The organism is Niallia alba, assembly GCF_012933555.1.
Lineage (GTDB): Bacteria > Bacillota > Bacilli > Bacillales > Cytobacillaceae > Niallia > Niallia alba.
The window spans coordinates 3,662,531-3,681,168 of record NZ_JABBPK010000001.1; the positions used below are offsets into that span (position 1 = coordinate 3,662,531).

The window sequence follows — 18,638 nt, forward strand, 5'->3', positions numbered from 1 at the left end:
TTCTCTTTATTTGCAACATTATTATACCAAAAATTCCGCACACTTTGTTTATTCATTATACAAATAAACATAATATTTAATTTGAATTCAAAGAAAATTTCAGATATATATGTAATACAAAAAAGAGCCTGACCAATTACTTTTGTAATAAATTCAGACTCCCTTTTTATTTAGCTGTTTTCATAAAGTTTATTGCTTTAGCTCAGAGCCTGAATACACTTCAGCTCGGCAAGCCTTACGATATCTCATCTCTCCCGCTATACTAGGGTCTACGTGTATTCAGTCTGCTCAGTACCTCCTTTTCATATTAAAGACAACAATCTTTAAAAAACAGGTTTATCTACTAATGAATAATGGTTACTCGATTTTTCTTTTGCAGCTTTCTTTGTATGCTTCTCATTAATAAGTTCTTTCCTATTCTCCTTGTAGGAGGGAATAGAATAATAACACCTACAATATCCGTTAGAAATCCTGGAAACAGCAATAACAGTCCGCCTACAAGCACACAAAAGCTATCTAAAATAGCATCTCCTGGCATTATACCTTGATTTAACTGAACTTGGACATTGCGAATTGCCTTTAATCCTTGTTTCTTTAGTAAAACCCCACCTAAAATTCCTGTTCCAATTACTATAATTAAGGTTTCTGTTATTCCAATTATATTTCCAGCTAGAAGAAAGATTATAAGCTCGATTAGTGGCAATAGCAGCAAGCTGATAATAAAATTTCTCAAGTTGTCACCATCCTCATTTAATTTCCCTTTCTTTTTATTATACCTTTTTTTGTTCCTTGCTGATAGTAGACAGCATCCGTTTCTCTTTTTATGTCATTGTAAAATTCTGTTATTCTGATTAGATAGCTACAATTGCTAGTATGGATTCCAATCCCAGTGTAGTAGCCGCCTACAAAAAAAGAAGAATAGCCTTACCTATTAATTTAGGTAAGGCTATTCTTCCTTTGGATTATTTAATGATTCACAGATTAAAGTACGCTAGCATGTCCGCTATAAACATAGCCGCTACGAGAATCAACTGTAATATCTAATCCATCTTTTAAGATGTTTGTTGCATTTTCTACTCCTACGATAACAGGAATTCCAATATTTAAACCTACAACAGCCGCATGGCTTGTTAAGCCACCCTCTTCAACAATTAATGCACTACATTTTTCTAATGCAGGCACCATATCACGATCCGTTGCATTTGTTACAAGAATTGAACCAGAATTAACTTTATCTAAAGCTTCTTTTGCACTTGTCGCAATTACAGCTTTACCGAATGCAGTTTTACGGCCAATTCCTTGTCCTTTAGCAAGAACATCTCCAATTACATGAATTTTCATGATGTTTGTTGTACCAGTTTCACCAACAGGAAGGCCAGCTGTAATCACTACTAAATCTCCATGAGTTACGATAGAGCTGTTAACACCTTCTTGAACAGCTACATCAAGCATTTCATCTGTTGATTCTGATTTTTGGCTTAGACGTGGGTATACTCCCCAAACTAGTGCTAATTGTCTTTGAATTCTTGCATCATAAGTTACAGCAACAATTGGAGCTTCTGGACGATATTTAGAAATCATTCTTGCAGTATGGCCACTACCAGTTGGTGTAATTACCGCTTTTACTTCTAAATTCAATGCTGTATGAGCAACAGATTGTCCGATTGAATCAGTAATAGAATGCTCAGAATCTCTGCTGCGTTTAGATAAAATTTCTTTGTAATTTAAAGCTTCTTCTGCTCTTGAAGCAATATTGTTCATTGTTTGTACAGCTTCTACTGGATAAGATCCTGCTGCTGTTTCTCCTGAAAGCATAATTGCATCCGTTCCATCAAAGATCGCATTTGCTACGTCACTTGCCTCTGCACGAGTAGGACGTGGGTTACGTTGCATAGAATCTAGCATTTGTGTTGCAGTAATAACTGGTTTACCTAAAGTATTACATTTTTTAATTAATAATTTTTGTACTAATGGTACTTCTTCAGCAGGAATTTCAACCCCTAAATCACCACGGGCAACCATTAATCCATCAGAAACTTCAAGAATTTCATCAATATTATCCACACCTTCTTGGTTTTCAATCTTAGGAATAATATGGATATGAGATGCATTATTATCTTCTAATAATTGCTTAATTTCTAAAACATCAGATGCACGTCGTACGAAAGATGCAGCAATAAAATCAATTCCTTGTTCAATACCAAAACGGATATCATTTGCATCTTTTTCTGTCATACCAGGAAGCTTTACAGCTACTCCAGGAACGTTTACCCCTTTTTTATTTTTTAATGTTCCTGAATTTAAAATTTTTGTATGTATTTCCCCAGCTGCTTTATCTACTTTTGTTACTTCAAGACCAATTAAGCCATCATCAAGTAGAATTTTACTACCAGCTTCCACATCATCAATTAAGCCTTCATAAGTAACAGAGAATTTTTCTGTTGTACCTTCTACTTCTGTCATAGAAACGATGATATCATTACCAGAAACTAGTTCGATAGCACCATCTTTCATATTGTTTGTTCTGATTTCAGGACCTTTTGTATCTAAAAGAATCGCAATATTGTTACCAGTAATTTCTGCTGCTTCACGAATATTTTTTATTCTAGCACCATGCTCTTCGAAATCGCCATGAGAAAAGTTAAGGCGAGCAACATTCATTCCAGCTTCCATTAATTGCGTTAATTTTTCTACACTTTCACTTGCAGGTCCAATAGTACATACAATCTTCGTTTTACGCATTCAAAATAACCTCCGATAATATTAGTAAAAAAATAATTACTTAACAGCATTTTAGGAATTTATGCGTTATCTCTGTCATAACATGTATTAGATAATCATAAATTCCTACTGTTTTATTAAATTGATAATTCTTTTGATAAGTGATATAAATTATTGTCAATCGTATGTTTACGTGCTAACGCTTCAATGATATCATAATCTACTAATTGATTTTTCTCGATACCAACAGCTCTTCCACCTTTACCTTCAACAAGTAGCTCAACTGCATAAGCTCCTAGACGGCTAGCTAATACACGGTCTTGTGCTGTAGGTGATCCACCACGTTGCATATGTCCTAAAACAGATACACGTGTATCAAAGTCTGTGTTTTCTTCAATTAATTTGCCGATTTCAACACCACTTGCTACTCCTTCAGCTACGACGATGATACTATGTTTTTTGCCGCGCTCCTGACCTTTTTTCAATCTCTTTACAATCTCTTCTAAATGGAAACCTTCTTCAGGAATAAGGATTGTTTCCGCACCACCAGCTAATCCAGCCCATAATGCGATATCTCCTGCATTTCTTCCCATCACTTCAATAATAAATGTTCTTTCATGAGAAGTTGCTGTATCACGAATTTTATCAATAGCATCAATAACTGTGTTTAGTGCCGTATCGAAGCCAATAGTAAATTCCGTTCCTGGAATATCATTGTCAATTGTACCTGGAACGCCAACACAAGGAAAGCCTTGTTCTGTAAGCGCCTTCGCACCCATATAAGACCCATCTCCACCAATGACAACAAGACCATCGATATTATGTTTCTTTAATTGCTCAATTCCTTTTTGTTGACCTTCTTTTGTTTTAAATTCTTCACAGCGCGCAGAAAAAAGGAATGTTCCGCCACGATGAATAATATCACCAACAGAGCCAACTTCTAATTTTCTGAAGTTACCACTAATTAGCCCAGCATAACCGCCAATAACACCATATACTTCTACGCCATGAAATATGGCTTTACGTACTACCGCTCGAACGGCCGCATTCATTCCTGGTGCGTCACCGCCACTTGTTAATACACCAATTCTTTTAACTGTCAATTTCCTCACCTCATAATTTCATTAACAAATAAATTATGTAGCACAACATACATATACTATTATATAACAAAATAGCTGTCTGCAACATATTTCACAAAATTTACATATATATAATCTATGTAATGCTAACTTTTGTAAATTAATCAAGAAATTGCTTTTTCTCTATTAATTCGAATTCTATTTATCCAATTATCCATTAAACAATTCTACCATATCATGAAGAATCGCGTATCTCAACTTAATATGACAAAAAAATAAAAGACGGAATAATCAGCAAATTGCAAACGTTTTATAATCTCTCGTTTTGTAGCTATTTCCCGATATTTAAAACTTTAAACATTAAATTGAAATACTTAACAGAAGAAAGTTAAGCTTTTTATAATATGTTCCATACACTATTTTTTATGTAAATTTCCATAAATCCTCTGCAAAAATACATTTTTACCTTCTTAGAGCTTTTTATACTCGTCTATATACAAAGATAAAAAATATTTTTTCCTATTTCACTCAAAAAACTGTAGACAAGTGAGATTGTCTACAGTTTAAAATCTTTTATTAAGCTAGATATTATTAATGATTTAAATAAGATCCCATATTTTTAAACTTAGCATAGCGATGATTCACAAGTTCTTCCTTAGTCATCCCTGTCAATTCTTTTAAGGATGAATATAAAACTTCGTCAATTTGCTCCGCTTGTTCTTTTATATCATGGTGGGCTCCACCTTTCACTTCTCTAATAATCGAATCAATAATACCCAATTTCCTTAAGTCTGGAGCCGTAATCTTCATTTTTTCAGCAGCCTGTTTCGCCTGACCAGCATCTTTCCATAAGATAGATGCCGCTCCTTCTGGAGTGATTACTGAATAGGTGGAATTCTCAAGCATATGGATATGGTTACCTACACCAAGAGCTAAAGCTCCGCCACTACCACCTTCCCCAATTACGATACAGACAATTGGGACTTGCATAGATGCCATTTCAAATAAATTTTTGGCAATAGCTTCACTTTGTCCTCTTTCTTCTGCAGCTTTACCAGGGTATGCACCTTTTGTATCAATGAAGCATATGATTGGACGGTTAAACTTGTCTGCTTGCTTCATTAAGCGAAGGGCTTTGCGATATCCTTCTGGATGTGGCATTCCAAAATTCCTGCGAATATTCTCCTTTGTATCTTTCCCTCTTTGGTGACCAACAATTGTTACTGGCAAACCTTTATATTTTGCAATACCACCTACGATTGCCTCATCATCTCCAAAACCTCTATCTCCATGCAATTCGATAAAATCGGTGAATAAATGAGAAATGTAATCAAGTGTCGTTGGTCTATTTGGGTGTCTAGCAATTTGAACCCTATCCCAAGGTTTCATATTATCATAGACATCTTTTTCAAGCTTTTTTAAGCGAATTTCCAATTTTTCAATCTCTGTACTCAAATCAACATTTGCATTTTCAGAGAAGTTTTTTAATTCTTGGATTTTATCTTTTAATTCATTAATCGGCTTATCAAAATCTAATCCTACCACTCTAATTCACCACCAGTTTGATGCATTTCAAGGACTAAGCTAAGTTTATCTTTTAATTCTAACCTAGGTATTACTGCATCTAGTTGACCATGTTTTAGCAAAAACTCTGCCGTTTGGAAGTCTTTAGGAAGCTCTTCACCAATTGTTTGTTCAATAATCCGACGTCCAGCAAAACCAATTAATGCGCCTGGTTCAGCAAAATTGTAATCCCCAAGTGAAGCGAAGCTTGCAGAGACTCCCCCTGTTGTAGGATGGGTCATAATCGTAATATATAATCCGCCATTATCACTAAATCGTTTTAATGCAGTACTTGTTTTAGCCATTTGCATAAGACTTAGAACGCCTTCCTGCATTCTTGCTCCACCAGAAGCCGTAAAAATAATAAATGGTACGGAAAGCTCATCTGCTTTTTCTATAGCAAGGGTTATTTTTTCCCCAACCACTGATCCCATACTTCCCATTCGGAAAGAAGAATCCATTACAGCTATTACTACTTTCATTCCATTTATTTCGCCCGTACCAGTAACTACTGCTTCGTTCATATTTGTTTTCTGAATATCTCCTGCGATTTTATCTTCATAACCAGGAAATTGTAAAGGATTACCTGTTTTCATATCCGCATTTAACTCAACAAAGGTTGCTTCGTCTAGGATACTATTCATTCTTTCATAAGCTTTCATTGGCAGATGATAACCACAGTTTAGACAAACCTTATGATTCTTCTGTAATTCACGTGTATACATTATTTTCTTACAATTAGAACACTTTGTCATAATACCTTCTGGCACTTCATTTTTTGATAATTCTGAAGGCAGTGTTGCATATTTAAGCTTTTTTGATTTCGAAAATATTCCCTTAATCAATATGGAAACCTCCCCATAAGTAACAATTTAAATTTGAATCGGATTCCTGTCATTTCCATGCACCAATATTCATTTAAAGTTATTGTAATGACTAAACACACTCCATAATTGCATTTGATCCTTCCGATCTAATGAATCTAAAAGAAGGAGGTAATCCTCTCGCTTCCATTCTTTCGCAGGAATTGTTAACGAGTGATAATAGTCATTCAAAATCGTCCATAAACGATGAACCAAGAAATTATCAGCGATTTTAATTAGTTGAAAAAAAAATTCGCTCTCTGATATTGCTTGTTCTTTCACCCAATGTTTTAAATGTTCGATTTCATCTTGTGTTATTTTTTCCATTGCAATATAAAGAGCATTTAATTGAATATAATTCTTCGTCTCCAAAACGTCTTGCTTTGCTTTATCATTCTGCAATATAAACGTACTGATCAATTCTACTAATTTATGACCTTGAAAATCGCGAAGAAAGGTACCTTCTCCTTTTCTCGTTTCAATAAGCCCTAAAAGCTCTAATGCCCTTAAAGCTTCTCTAATTGAAGATCTTCCTGCTCGAAGGGTTTCGCTTAATACCCGTTCAGATGGAAGCTTGTCCCCTGGCTTTAGGCCATTTTGATCAATCATTTCTCGTAAATGATTCACGATATCCACATATAACTTGGATTCCTTTGAAGATGATTCATTCACCTTATGTCTCACTCACTTCTTTCTTGCCTTTTTTAGACAACGTTTTTTAAAAATGGTTGTCTTCTTAAAGTTTGTTGTTAGTAACCCGCAGCCTGAATTCAGGCTGCTAAGTGTTTCAATACATTAAGTTTCCCTATTCAAAAAACAACATTCTTTTAGAAAACAGCCGATAAAATAAATAAAGTATAAGTACAAAATAATCCAATCCAATCATTCTGCTAAGTGGTCTGACCAGTTAGCTTATTAAACAATATAACAACTTTTTAAAGTTGTAAAGTTTTATCCAGTAAGGATAACTTGATCAGCACCTAGTAAAGCCGATAATTCAGCCATACATTCCTTACTTGGAGAAATTTTATATTCTTCGTTTAAAACGATGCTTTTTCCTGTTTCTTCATAATGAATAATAACCGGAGTAGTTCCCGGGAATTTTCTCATAACCGAGAGGAGTTCCATTTTCTGATTAACCATATGTTTCTCATTCATAACTTTAATAAACAACTTATGCTCTTTATTAGGAAGTGATTGGACAATTGTCTCCATCGATTCAGCTATTTGAATAACAAATTGTTTATTTGCATTTCTTTCTTCACATTTTCCTTCCAAATAAATCATTTCTCCTGAGATAAGCAAGCTTTGATATTTCTTAAAAACCGTTGGAAAAATAACCCCTTGAATGTCTCCGCTTTGGTCACTTAACTGGATAAAAGCCATAGGCTCCCCTTTTTTTGTCCGAATAACATTTAATTCTGTTATATACACAATACTTTTATGTTTCTTCCCTAGCTCCATTTCAATGATTGGAGTTGTTTGTAAAGTAGTCTGATACTGCTTATAGATAGACACTGGGTGATCTGACAAATAAAATCCCAATGCTTCTTTTTCTAAAGCTAACTTATCTTCTATTTTGAGTGGTTCTACTTCCACATATTTTGGTTTAAAAAAGAAATCATCCTCACTAAATAAATCATTTTGCTCCTCATCCTCTGGATGGACTAATTGTGCATGTTGTATTGCTACATCAATGGACGCCAGCAAAGTAGCACGATCCACACCAAATTCATCAAAACTTCCTGAATAAACAAGCATTTCCATTACTCTTCTGTTAATTGTTCTTGGAGAAACACGAATACAAAAATCAAATAAATCGTCAAATTTTTTCTGACTTCTTACCTTTAGAATTTCTCTCATTACATTTCCGCCAATACCTTTAATACCCGCTAAGCTATAACGAATTTTATTTTTTTCCACGCGGAAAAAGTAATTACTCTGATTAATAGAAGGCGGAGACAATTCAATATTCATCTGTTTTAATTCTTGAATATACTGAAGTATTTTTCCTGTGTTTCCAAGGGACGATGTCAATAATGCAGCCATAAAATACAATGGATAGTTTGCCTTTAAATAAGCAAGCTGATAAGCAATCATGCTATATGCCACTGCATGGCTTCTATTAAAACCATAGTTGGCAAATCGCACAATTAACTCATATATTTCATTCGCTGTTTTTTCGTGATATCCTTTTCTTTTGGCACCTTTTACGAAATGAACTTTTTCTTTTTCTAGAATATCTTTTTGTTTCTTGCTCACAGCTCTTCTCAAAAGATCTGCCTCTCCTAGTGAAAAACCAGCCATTTTCGAAGCAATTTGCATAATTTGCTCTTGATAAACGATAACTCCATATGTGTTGCTTAATATTTCTTCTAAATCAGGATGATAATAGTTAATCAACTCTTTACCATGTTTTCTATTAATGTAATGAGGAATATTCTCCATAGGTCCTGGACGGTAAAGCGCATTAACGGCTACAATATCTTCAAAATCAGTAGGCTGTAACCTTTTTAATACATTGCGCATCCCTTCCGACTCTAATTGAAAAATCCCTGTTGTCTCTCCCCTACTCAAAAGCTTGAATACAGCTGGATCATCGATCGGTATTTTTCTTATATCTATCCTTTTCTTTGTCGCTTTGTATAGCATATCAAGAATTGATTCAATGAAAGAAAGATTTCTTAAACCAAGAAAATCCATTTTTAATAAACCAAGTTCCTCTAAGTATTCCATACTATATTGTGTTAAGTAAATGTCGTCATGACCACCTTGAATCGGAATAATGTCAACAAGTGGCTGTTGACTTAGAACTACGCCAGCAGCATGTGTTGATGTATGCCTTGGAAGGCCTTCAATTTTACAAGCGGTATCAAATAGTTTTTTATTACGAGGAGATGATGTAACAAATTGTTGCAAACGTATTGATTCTTGATAGCTTTGTTTAAGATTGATTCCTAGTTTGGATGGAATCATCCTTGAAAGTTCATCTAGCTCTTTTACAGATAAGCCAAACGCTCGGCCGACATCTCGCAAGGCAGCTTTAGCAGCCAGCGTACCAAATGTAATAATTTGTGCAACGTGAAGCTCCCCATATTTATTTTTCACATATGAAATAACTTTGTCTCTCTTATTATCCGGAAAATCAATATCGATATCTGGCATTGAAATTCTCTCTGGATTTAAAAATCTTTCAAAAAGCAATTGATACTTAATAGGGTCTACGTCTGTAATATGTAAAACATAGGCAACAATTGACCCAGCAGCAGATCCTCTTCCAGGACCAGTTAAAACACCATTTTCCCGTGCGAACTTCATAAAATCCCAAACAATTAAGAAATAGTCACTGTAATTCATTTTCCCAATGATTTCAAGCTCGTATTCTAAACGCGCTTTATGTTCATTAGAAGGGACAGGATATCTCTCATATAACCCAGCAATACATAATTCTTTCAAATAACTTTGTGCATTTTTGTCCGCAGGAACAGTATATTTAGGCAATGTTGCAAGCATGCCCTCCATTTCGATTTGACATACTTCTCCCACTTGCCACGTATTCTCCAAAATATCTGGCAGATCATTAAATAACGCGAGCATTTCTTCTCTATTTTTTAAATAATGCTGATCAGAATGCCATTCATTTTGCTCAATATCTGATAGCTTCTCACCGTTTTTTATTGCGATTAAGCATTCATATGCAAAATGATCCTCTTGCTCAAGGTACATAACATTATTGGTTGCTACCATCTTGACTTCTTCTTGGATAGCCAATTGTCTTAATTGTTCATTTAAACTATCTTCCAAAGAAAGGCCGTGTCTTTGCATAGATAAGAAGAAGTGTCCTTGTTCAAATATGGACTTCCATAATAATAAAGTATCTTGGGCTGATTCCTTGTTACCATTCAAAAGATATTGTTCTATCTCACCTTCCCATCCAGGTGAGATAGCTATCAAGCCTTTTGCATAGTGCTTTAACCATTTTACGGGAATTCCTTGTGGATTTTTCGTTTGAATAGCACTTGTTATTTTCAATAAATTTTTAAATCCAAGGGTATTTCTAGCTAATAGAACTAATGGATAGGCTTTTTCCCCTTCCCATTCACTTATTACATCTACTGTTAGTCCAATAATCGGTTTTATTCCTTGCCGCAACGATTCTTTATAAAAAGAGGCTGCCCCATACATTACATTACGATCCGTTAAAGCAATAGAACGATAGCCCTGCTTTTTGGCATTGCTGACTAGCTCTTTAATGGAAAGAGTACTAGATAAAAGGCTATATGCACTAGAAACCTGAAGATGTACAAAAGACATAAATTCACCACTTTTCATGAAAATTTTTTAATTTTCTCCTATGTACAGGAGAGTATGTAAAAAGAGGCTGGACATAAGTATTCCAACTAAATATAAATCCGAACCATTATACGTAGATGCTGATAAAGTAAAACTTCCATCAGTGGGGTTTTCCTTCATCCCCCACTGATGGTTAGTTGAACCAATCGGACCTTTACGGACAGTTGATCTCCCACCTCTCTTCCTCGTATTCTCATAAGCTTACGGTTGAGTCTTACTGTCCGTTAAGAGTGGGATAAAACTTCCGTATAATGGTTTGGGTTTTTTTATTAATTTTAAGAAAGAAGATTTGTGGTTATTACCCGAAGACTGAATACACTTCGCTTTCCACGGGGCGAGCGTCAAGCCTCATTCCTGCGGGGTCTCGGACTTTCTCGCAACTCCCATCTACGTGTATTCAGTCTGCTCCGTCTTTCATCCTAATTATAGTTTCTTTTGAAAAGAGTTAGGAAACTTATTGTTATCGCTACTAAATGAGAAATTGTTCGTCTTTACCTATTATATATTTTGCTTCGTCCCATCCTCATCAATCTTTCTTACATAAAGCTTAGTTACCACTATAAAGGTAACTTACTTTTTAGAAAGCAATAATTCTTTCCGTTCTCCTTGACCTTTCTAAAAAAAACCTTTTTCCTTTCATTATAGATGTTCAGCGCAAAAAAAGAAAATATGTTCTCTTTATTAGTCGTTAGTTACGAAAGAAGATATTATCTTTTTTCAAAACTTATGAAGAATCGTCTTTAAAATCATTCATAAAAGCTATAGATTGTCCATAGTAATAAGAATAGAAAGTTTACTAGAGTCCGTTAAGAGTGGGATAAAAACCAAACCAAAAAAGTTAGAGAGGTTAACGTATGAATCAACAACCATTCTTCCCTACCTTCATCGAAAGCTACTTTATCGCATTAGGGGTTATATTAGGAGGTGCACTTTTAGGAGGGCTCGCTGCTTTCCTAACAGGAAAACCCCTCCTCACAGAAATCATTCGTATTTCCGGTATCATAAAAATTTGGGCAATTGTCACTGCAATTGGTGGTACTTTTGATGCGATTGATACGATTGAAAAAGGAATCTATGATGCTGGAACTAAAGACTTATTCAAACAGATTTTATTAATTGTATCAGCTTTTGGGGGAGCACATACTGGAATAACCATTATTAAATGGATCACACAGGAGTACATTTAAATGAGAATTCCACCATATTATAAAAATCGGGCAGTACAACGCTTTTTTGCCGGGATGGTCATCGGCGGGGTAATCAGTTGGTGTATTTTTGTCTTTATTTTTGGCGTATGGCAGGAAAGATATAGTTCAGAAATTAAAACACAGAAAGCTACCATTGAAGATTTAGAAAGAGAGAAGAAGATTTGGCAGGAAGAATTTGCTGCTCAAAATAAAACAACAGAAGAAAAGCTGACAGTTGAAAATATCGTTGTAAAAATAAACAATACAGATAAAGAAAAATACGATATCAAACCCTTTAATGCACTCGAAATGGAAGATGCAATTAAAGAAGACTTATCCACCATTATTGCTAAAGACCTTGATATGGTATATAAAAGTCGTGCACTACTAAAAAAATCAATCGAAAACAAGGTTGTTGTCTCCGATAAAAAACGTTACAAATTTAAGGTGACAGAGTTAATTATCTATACAACTGTTCATGTCGAATTAAGTGTAACCTTTGGGGATTAGATAAAGAAAACTAACGATCAGCTGGTGTTTTCCTCATGCTCCACTAATCGTTAGTTGAACTTATCAAATTATCCCCACCTAGCCTTGATTTTCTACAGCTTAATGTGAGAAGAGAGTGGGATAAATGAGTAACACCTTTTCTCCTCTATCTACAAACCGCTTCTAAATCCCTAATTACTTTACTTGCATCCTCCCATTGATAAATCGTTGCACCAGAAGCAAATGGATGTCCTCCACCATTATAACTTTTCGCAATTCCATTAATAACTGGACCTTTAGAACGTAAACGCACACGAATTTGATCCGCTTCCTCTATAAAAAAGACCCATGCTTTTAAACCTTTCACAGTCCCTAAACTGCTAACAAGTAAAGATGCCTGTGCAGGAGTTGCCTGAAATTGATCAAGAATTTCCTTATCTAGTTTCATGCTTGCAACACCATTTGCATGAACTTCAAAGTTCTGAAGGACATAGCCACTTAGCTTTACAATATGAGGATCTAACTCATACATTTGGTCATACATTTCTGTTCGGGAAAATGAATATTTGATTAATTCTCCTGCATAATGAAATGTTTTTTCTGAGGTACTTGGATAAAGAAATCTCCCTGTATCTCCAACAATCCCAGCATATAACAGCCTTGCTGCTTCATCACTCATCTTCAATCCTTGATCTCTTCCAAACAAATAAAATTCATAAATTAATTCACTAGTTGAACTAGCAGTAGTTTCCACCCAAACTATATCTCCATATGCATCATCATTTGGATGATGATCAATCTTAATTAGCCTTTTACCTGTTTGATAACGTTGATCACAAACCCTCTCTTGATTAGCTGTATCACATACGATAACCAAAGCATCCTTATAGATACCGTCATCAATGGTATCTAGTTTGCGTAAAAAGTTTAAGGATATTTCTTCTTCGCCTACTGTAAACACTTTTTTATCTGGAAAAGAAGCCTTAATAATTTCTGCTAGTCCTCCTTGCGATCCATATGCATCAGGATCTGGGCGAACATGTCTATGAATGATGATAGTATTAAACGCTTTAATTGCATCTAGTATTTGCTGTTTCATTTATTTCTCCCTTCTTTAATGACGATCAATTAATTGACACATCATCATTGCTTTTCCTACGAGTACACCTTGATTAAATACTTCAACGTCTACCTTCCCAAATTTCCGTCCTACCTCTAAAATTTTAGGTGCAATTTCAATGACACTATCCATTTGCACTGGCTTTATAAAATATATGGTCATATTTTCTACAACTAAATCACCTTTTTTAAAGCCTCTTAATACTCTGTTGGCAGCTTCTGATACTATCGTAGTAAACACACCATAAGATATGGTACCTATATGATTGGTCATTTGCGGCGTTACTTCACAGGAAAAAGTAGTTTCTCCTTTGTTTTTCCCTTTTGTCAACAATAGATGTTTAGTTACAATATCATCAATAGTTTCGCCAATTTGAGGTTGCCTTTGGTTCATTTGGAGCGCTTTTAATACATCTTGTCTACTAATAATTCCTTCTAATTTATTTGCCTCATCTACTACTGGCAAAACTTCAATTCCTTCCCATACCATCATATGAGAACAAGAAGCAACACTTGTTTTTCCACTTACAGTCATCGGTTGTTTCGTCATAACTTTTTCAATAGTCATATCCATCGATTTTCCGATAACATCCTTGGATGTAATCATACCTTGTACTTTTAAACTTTGATCTACTACGGGAAAGCGACCATGCAATGTTTCTTTATTATATTTATGCCATAAAGCGACATTATCTGTTGTTTTTAAATAAATTGTGTCTTTAAGTGGAGTTAATATATCTTCTACTAAGACAATTTCTTTTTTTATCAGTTGATCATAGATCGCCCGGTTTATCATCGTTGCAACGGTAAATGTATCATAACTTGTTGAAATGATAGGAAGCTGCAATTCGTCTGCTAAACGTTTCACATGCTCTTCTGTATCAAATCCTCCTGTTATTAAAACGGCTGCTCCAGCTTTTAAGACATGTTCATGGGCTCGTACTCGATTTCCAATTATCAAAAGATTACCAGCACCTGTATAACGCATCATTGCATCTAATTTCATCGCACCAATCACAAAACGATTTAATGTTTTATGTAACCCGGCTCTTCCTCCTAAAACTTGTCCATCCACAATATTAACTACTTCAGCATATGTTAATTTCTCAATATTCTCTTTCTTTTTTCGTTCGATTCTAATCGTACCGACTCTTTCAATCGTACTTACATATCCTTTATTTTCTGCTTCTTTAATTGCTCTATAGGCTGTTCCTTCACTCACATTTAACGCTTTTGCAATTTGTCGAACAGAAATTTTTTCTCCTACTTGTAATTCATCAATATAATTTAATATTTGCTCATGTTTTGTAGCCAAATTACCACCCTCTTTTAAGAAAAGCACATTGCTAAATCGCAAACAAACTTAGAAAAACATGTTGTTTTGATTCCTTAAGCTTGCTTAAAGCGAAAACTGCCTGCACTAAACATTTAAATACGTATTTTCTCTCTATTTATCTAAAATTCATCATTTATCTACTCATAGCTTACCGAGAAATATTTTTTCTTATTTCAAATAAGCTGACATATCTTTATTATAGAGTGAACTACTAGGGTATTCAATGAATTCTCTGTTAATCGTCATAAAACATTCGACTATAAACAAATGGAAGAACCATCATTTTCTCTCTTTCCCTAAATACATAAATTCCATTCGCCTATCTCTTCTCATTCTTTTCTACAAACGAAAGCTAGTATGGACTCATCCAAACTAGCTATTTTAATCTTATTGGTAATAATATATTTTTTTCTTTTTCTGTACTTTACTATAGGATCTTTTGACTGCTCTTGGTTTCTTAGGAGTATATAGTAACGCCGTTAAATTCCCTGCTACCACTATTAAAGCAAAGGCAAGCCAAGTAATCGAAAAGATTCCTTCAGCCCCTTCACTAAATGGAGAAAGTCTTGGCACTCCATAATATAAAAGCACTCCACATAATAAGATGCATAATAAATATCTATTCTTATTCATAATCATTAAAACCTCCCTGTTTCCATACTATGCGGACAAGACTGAAAAAAGTATGGAAAATTTGCTAAATTAAGATGTTAGCCATTATATCCACAATGACAAAAAATTTAGGAAAGCTAAATATTTACATGCACGACTTATGTTGTTAATCTTATAGGATAAGAAATATATTCAACTAGTCCTACGAAACAGCGTAAGAGTAAAGAAGTATTACTTGGTAAGAAAGACTTGGAGGTTGGTTAACATGGAAAAAAAATTAGATTCTCTAGCAAACTGGATGAAACAAGAAGAAATTGATTTCACATTTTTAACATCAACAGATAATATCTTCTATTTCAGTGGATTTTACAGTGATCCACACGAAAGACTATTAGCATTGATTGTATTTCCAGAAAATGATCCAATATTAGTTTGTCCTGCCATGGAAAAAAATGATGCGAAAAACGCTGGCTGGAGCTATGAAATTATCGGCTATAGCGATACAGACAACCCATGGGACACTATTCAAAGCATGGTTCAAAGTCGTACAAGCCGTACGGTAAAAGTTGCCCTTGAAATGGATCACATGAACGTTACAAGATATCAGGCATTGCAGAATTCTTTCCCTAACATCAAAGGATATGTTTCTGCTGAAGAAAAAATTAATACTTTGCGTATGGTTAAAACTTCGGATGAATTAGCTAAAATAAAAGAGGCTTGTAAATGGGCAGACTTTGCTATAGAAGTTGGCTGCAATGAAATTGCAGAAGGTAAGTCAGAAATGGAAATCCTAGCAAGCATCGAATATGAATTAAAGAAAAAAGGCATCGGTAAAATGTCCTTTTCTACTATGGTACTAACGGGCGTTAATGGCGCTTCTCCTCATGGTAACCCTGGCGAAACAAAAGTAAGAAAAGGAGACTTAGTATTATTTGATTTAGGGGTAGTGGTTGATGGGTACTGCTCTGATATTACTAGAACAGTTGCTTTTGGAGACATTAACGAAAAACAAAAGGACATTTATGACACTGTTTTAAAAGCGCAGCTTACTGCAATCGAAGCCTCTAAGCCAGGCGTTTCATGTGCTACCGTTGACCTTGCTGCTCGTAACACGATAAAAGATGCGGGATATGGAGATTTCTTTCCACATCGTTTAGGTCATGGATTAGGTATTAGTGTTCATGAATTCCCTTCCTTAACGGAAACAAATTCGCTTGTTTTACAAGAAGGCATGGTATATACGATCGAACCTGGAATTTACGTACCGAATGTGGCAGGAGTTCGAATCGAAGATGATATCTATGTTACAAAAGAAGGGGTAGAGATTTTAACAAAATTCCCAAAAGAACTTCAAATCATCCAATAAGTAAAAATAATTAAGAGAGTATCGGTAAATGACCATCGATACTTTCTTTTTTGTTTTGTTTATAATTAACTTCGAATTAATATAAACTCCTAATCTATTTCTTCCTTTATGTACTTGCACCTAATTAAAAATCCTACATAAAATACCTAGACTTTTAAGGGGAAGAAGGAGAAGAAAAGAATGGTTAAATATGTGGATTATACAGATCCAAAAATAAAATATAGTTTCGATGTAAATAAAAGCAATTTTTTTAAAAGGGATAATCAAAATTACATTAATGTTTTAGGCGAACAACAGTTAAATTCGTTGGAAAACGTGTCATTGCTGGATATCTATTTAAGCAAAGATATTGTAGTGGAGCCACATGTTCACCAAAACGCAGCTGAACTCGTTTATTGTATATCCGGATCTGCCACTGTTTCGCTATTAAATCCGTTTACGAAAAAAATTCAAAACTATACAATCACACCTGCCCAAGTAGCGAATGTTCCCCAAGGATGGTGGCATTATGAAATTGCTAATACAAATAATACTCATTTATTAGCTATATTTAATGCACCAACACCTGAAGCAATCTTTGGATCTGATTTACTTCGCCTCACTCCTCCTGATTTAATGGCACATACTTATTCAATGGACGTAAATAAGTGGAAATCTACCATATCGCCAATTAATAAAACCACGATTCTTGGACCATCTATCAATAGAAACGATCCACGACAACAGCATTATCCAACTAACAATTATCCGCAACAACCAGGTTATCAACACCCTTACTACGTTCCAGGTCATTATTAATCTATATACTCATTACTAAATTGCCGAACCAATCTATTGAAAGATTCGTATAATTGTTTGGGATTTTTTATTCGTTTTTAAAAAGGATGTTCTATGAAGTTTGTTGTTATTACTCGTAGTCTGAATACACTTCACTTTCCGTGGGGCTTGCGCTGAGCCGCGGAAAGCGAGTGTCTGTAGCGCAATGGAACGAGCTGGTTCTTACATATGACTACATGTAAAAACACAAATAACCAAGTATGCGAAAGTAGCCATTATTCAATAGCTAAATTAGGGATTATTCGTCTGTAAAGAATATCTATTTAGTTATGCCCCAGCCTCTTGGAACTATATATATTTACTGTTTCGGCTGTTTCTTTTCTTCACTTAAAATAGTATCAATCGCACCAGCATTATATGAATCCATTACTTGTGCTGTTACCTCTTCGCTTCCTTTTTCATCAAATTGAAACTCATTCTGTTTACTTCCATTTTGTTTGTCCATCTTAATTCCTCCCTTTCTTAAATTCTTACCTATTATCTGAATGAAAAGTTAAACTTATGCATGAATTGGGTATATAATATAAGTAGATAAACTAAAGGAGTGAACACGGATGAACGTAAACTATCAAAACATTATTGTTGCAGTAGATGGTTCAGAAGAAGCAGACAATGCAATAAAGAAAGCGATTTCAATAGCGAAAGAAAACAGTTCCAAGCTTGTTATTGCTCACGTTATTGATACAAGGTCTTTTGCAACAGTAGCTGCATATGATCAGTCCATAGCCGCTAAATCGGATGAGTTCGCAAATGAGTTATTAGATAAATATGTAGCGGAAGCAACTACTGCAGGTATTCAAAATGTAGTAAAAGCAATTGAATTTGGTTCTCCACGCTCAGTAGTTCCTCGAGAAATCGCAACTAAATATAAAGCAGATTTAATTGTTTGTGGAGCTACAGGATTAAATGCAGTTGAGCGATTTATTATTGGAAGTGTATCTGAAGGAATAACAAGAAACGCACCTTGTGATGTTTTAGTTGTTAGAAATAGTTAAGCAATATAAAGAAAACTTTTATCATTTACTGTCCGTTAAGTGTCAACTAAAGTGTAAAGAAGAATATTCTATTATTTGATTGCAACTTTGCACTCAAAAATAGAATATTCTTCTT

General features: G+C 34.7%; 16 protein-coding genes. 5 read left to right on the top strand and 11 right to left on the bottom strand.

Going from position 1 to position 18,638, the window contains the following annotated elements; genetic code table 11:
- Window positions 1-343 precede the first annotated feature (343 nt).
- From HHU08_RS17565 to dnaE, 7 genes are all read right to left on the bottom strand, one after another.
- Window positions 344-733 (bottom strand): FxsA family protein, encoded by a 390-nt coding sequence (locus tag HHU08_RS17565; RefSeq protein WP_016202781.1) that lies wholly within the window; start codon window positions 731-733, stop codon window positions 344-346.
- Between the two features lie 248 nt (window positions 734-981).
- The gene (gene pyk, locus HHU08_RS17570; protein WP_016202782.1) at window positions 982-2,742 is read right to left on the bottom strand and encodes a pyruvate kinase; all 1,761 of its coding nucleotides are present in this window, start codon (window positions 2,740-2,742) and stop codon (window positions 982-984) included.
- 116 nt (window positions 2,743-2,858) lie between these two features.
- Window positions 2,859-3,824, bottom strand: coding sequence for a 6-phosphofructokinase (gene pfkA / locus HHU08_RS17575; protein WP_040343181.1), 966 nt, complete (start codon window positions 3,822-3,824; stop codon window positions 2,859-2,861).
- A 570-nt stretch (window positions 3,825-4,394) separates the two neighbouring features.
- Window positions 4,395-5,348 (bottom strand): acetyl-CoA carboxylase carboxyl transferase subunit alpha, encoded by a 954-nt coding sequence (accA, locus tag HHU08_RS17580; RefSeq protein WP_016202784.1) that lies wholly within the window; start codon window positions 5,346-5,348, stop codon window positions 4,395-4,397.
- Window positions 5,342-6,211: an acetyl-CoA carboxylase, carboxyltransferase subunit beta gene (gene accD, locus HHU08_RS17585; RefSeq protein ID WP_169188965.1), complete on the bottom strand. Its 870-nt coding sequence runs from the start codon at window positions 6,209-6,211 to the stop codon at window positions 5,342-5,344. Before accD ends, accA begins: the two co-directional genes overlap by 7 nt.
- A 69-nt stretch (window positions 6,212-6,280) precedes the next feature.
- Window positions 6,281-6,913, bottom strand: a complete 633-nt coding sequence (locus HHU08_RS17590; RefSeq protein WP_328823034.1) for a FadR/GntR family transcriptional regulator — start codon at window positions 6,911-6,913, stop codon at window positions 6,281-6,283.
- Window positions 6,914-7,180: 267 nt separating this feature from the next.
- Entirely contained in the window at window positions 7,181-10,543 is a 3,363-nt protein-coding gene (gene dnaE, locus HHU08_RS17595) for a DNA polymerase III subunit alpha (RefSeq protein ID WP_169188966.1), read from the bottom strand.
- Between the two features lie 893 nt (window positions 10,544-11,436).
- On the opposite strand from dnaE, the gene HHU08_RS17600 reads away from it, so the two are divergent.
- Complete coding sequence (locus tag HHU08_RS17600) at window positions 11,437-11,769, top strand: YtrH family sporulation protein (protein ID WP_016202788.1); 333 nt, start codon at window positions 11,437-11,439, stop codon at window positions 11,767-11,769.
- Window positions 11,770-12,279, top strand: coding sequence for a sporulation membrane protein YtrI (gene ytrI, locus HHU08_RS17605; protein WP_101730643.1), 510 nt, complete (start codon window positions 11,770-11,772; stop codon window positions 12,277-12,279). It begins immediately after the preceding gene.
- A 145-nt stretch (window positions 12,280-12,424) separates the two neighbouring features.
- On the opposite strand, the gene HHU08_RS17610 is transcribed toward ytrI, so the two are convergent.
- The 3 genes from HHU08_RS17610 to HHU08_RS17620 form a co-directional block, all read right to left on the bottom strand.
- A complete protein-coding gene (locus tag HHU08_RS17610) occupies window positions 12,425-13,357 on the bottom strand; it encodes a DHH family phosphoesterase (protein ID WP_016202790.1) in 933 nt (310 codons plus the stop codon).
- Between the two features lie 15 nt (window positions 13,358-13,372).
- Entirely contained in the window at window positions 13,373-14,692 is a 1,320-nt protein-coding gene (locus HHU08_RS17615) for a CBS domain-containing protein (protein WP_016202791.1), read from the bottom strand.
- 408 nt (window positions 14,693-15,100) lie between these two features.
- Window positions 15,101-15,346 carry a hypothetical protein gene (locus tag HHU08_RS17620; protein ID WP_040343196.1) on the bottom strand — a complete coding sequence of 82 codons (246 nt, stop codon included), beginning with the start codon at window positions 15,344-15,346 and terminating at the stop codon, window positions 15,101-15,103.
- Between the two features lie 244 nt (window positions 15,347-15,590).
- Between HHU08_RS17620 and HHU08_RS17625 the strand changes: the two genes are divergently transcribed.
- Both HHU08_RS17625 and HHU08_RS17630 read left to right on the top strand, forming a co-directional pair.
- Window positions 15,591-16,691, top strand: coding sequence for a M24 family metallopeptidase (locus HHU08_RS17625; protein ID WP_016202793.1), 1,101 nt, complete (start codon window positions 15,591-15,593; stop codon window positions 16,689-16,691).
- Between the two features lie 180 nt (window positions 16,692-16,871).
- A complete protein-coding gene (locus HHU08_RS17630; protein ID WP_016202794.1) occupies window positions 16,872-17,489 on the top strand; it encodes a cupin domain-containing protein in 618 nt (205 codons plus the stop codon).
- Between the two features lie 337 nt (window positions 17,490-17,826).
- Here the strand turns inward: HHU08_RS17630 and HHU08_RS17635 are convergent, their stop codons facing one another.
- A complete protein-coding gene (locus tag HHU08_RS17635) occupies window positions 17,827-17,973 on the bottom strand; it encodes a hypothetical protein (protein WP_156827780.1) in 147 nt (48 codons plus the stop codon).
- 109 nt (window positions 17,974-18,082) lie between these two features.
- Between HHU08_RS17635 and HHU08_RS17640 the strand changes: the two genes are divergently transcribed.
- Window positions 18,083-18,523: a universal stress protein gene (locus tag HHU08_RS17640; protein ID WP_016202795.1), complete on the top strand. Its 441-nt coding sequence runs from the start codon at window positions 18,083-18,085 to the stop codon at window positions 18,521-18,523.
- Window positions 18,524-18,638: the final 115 nt, after the last annotated feature.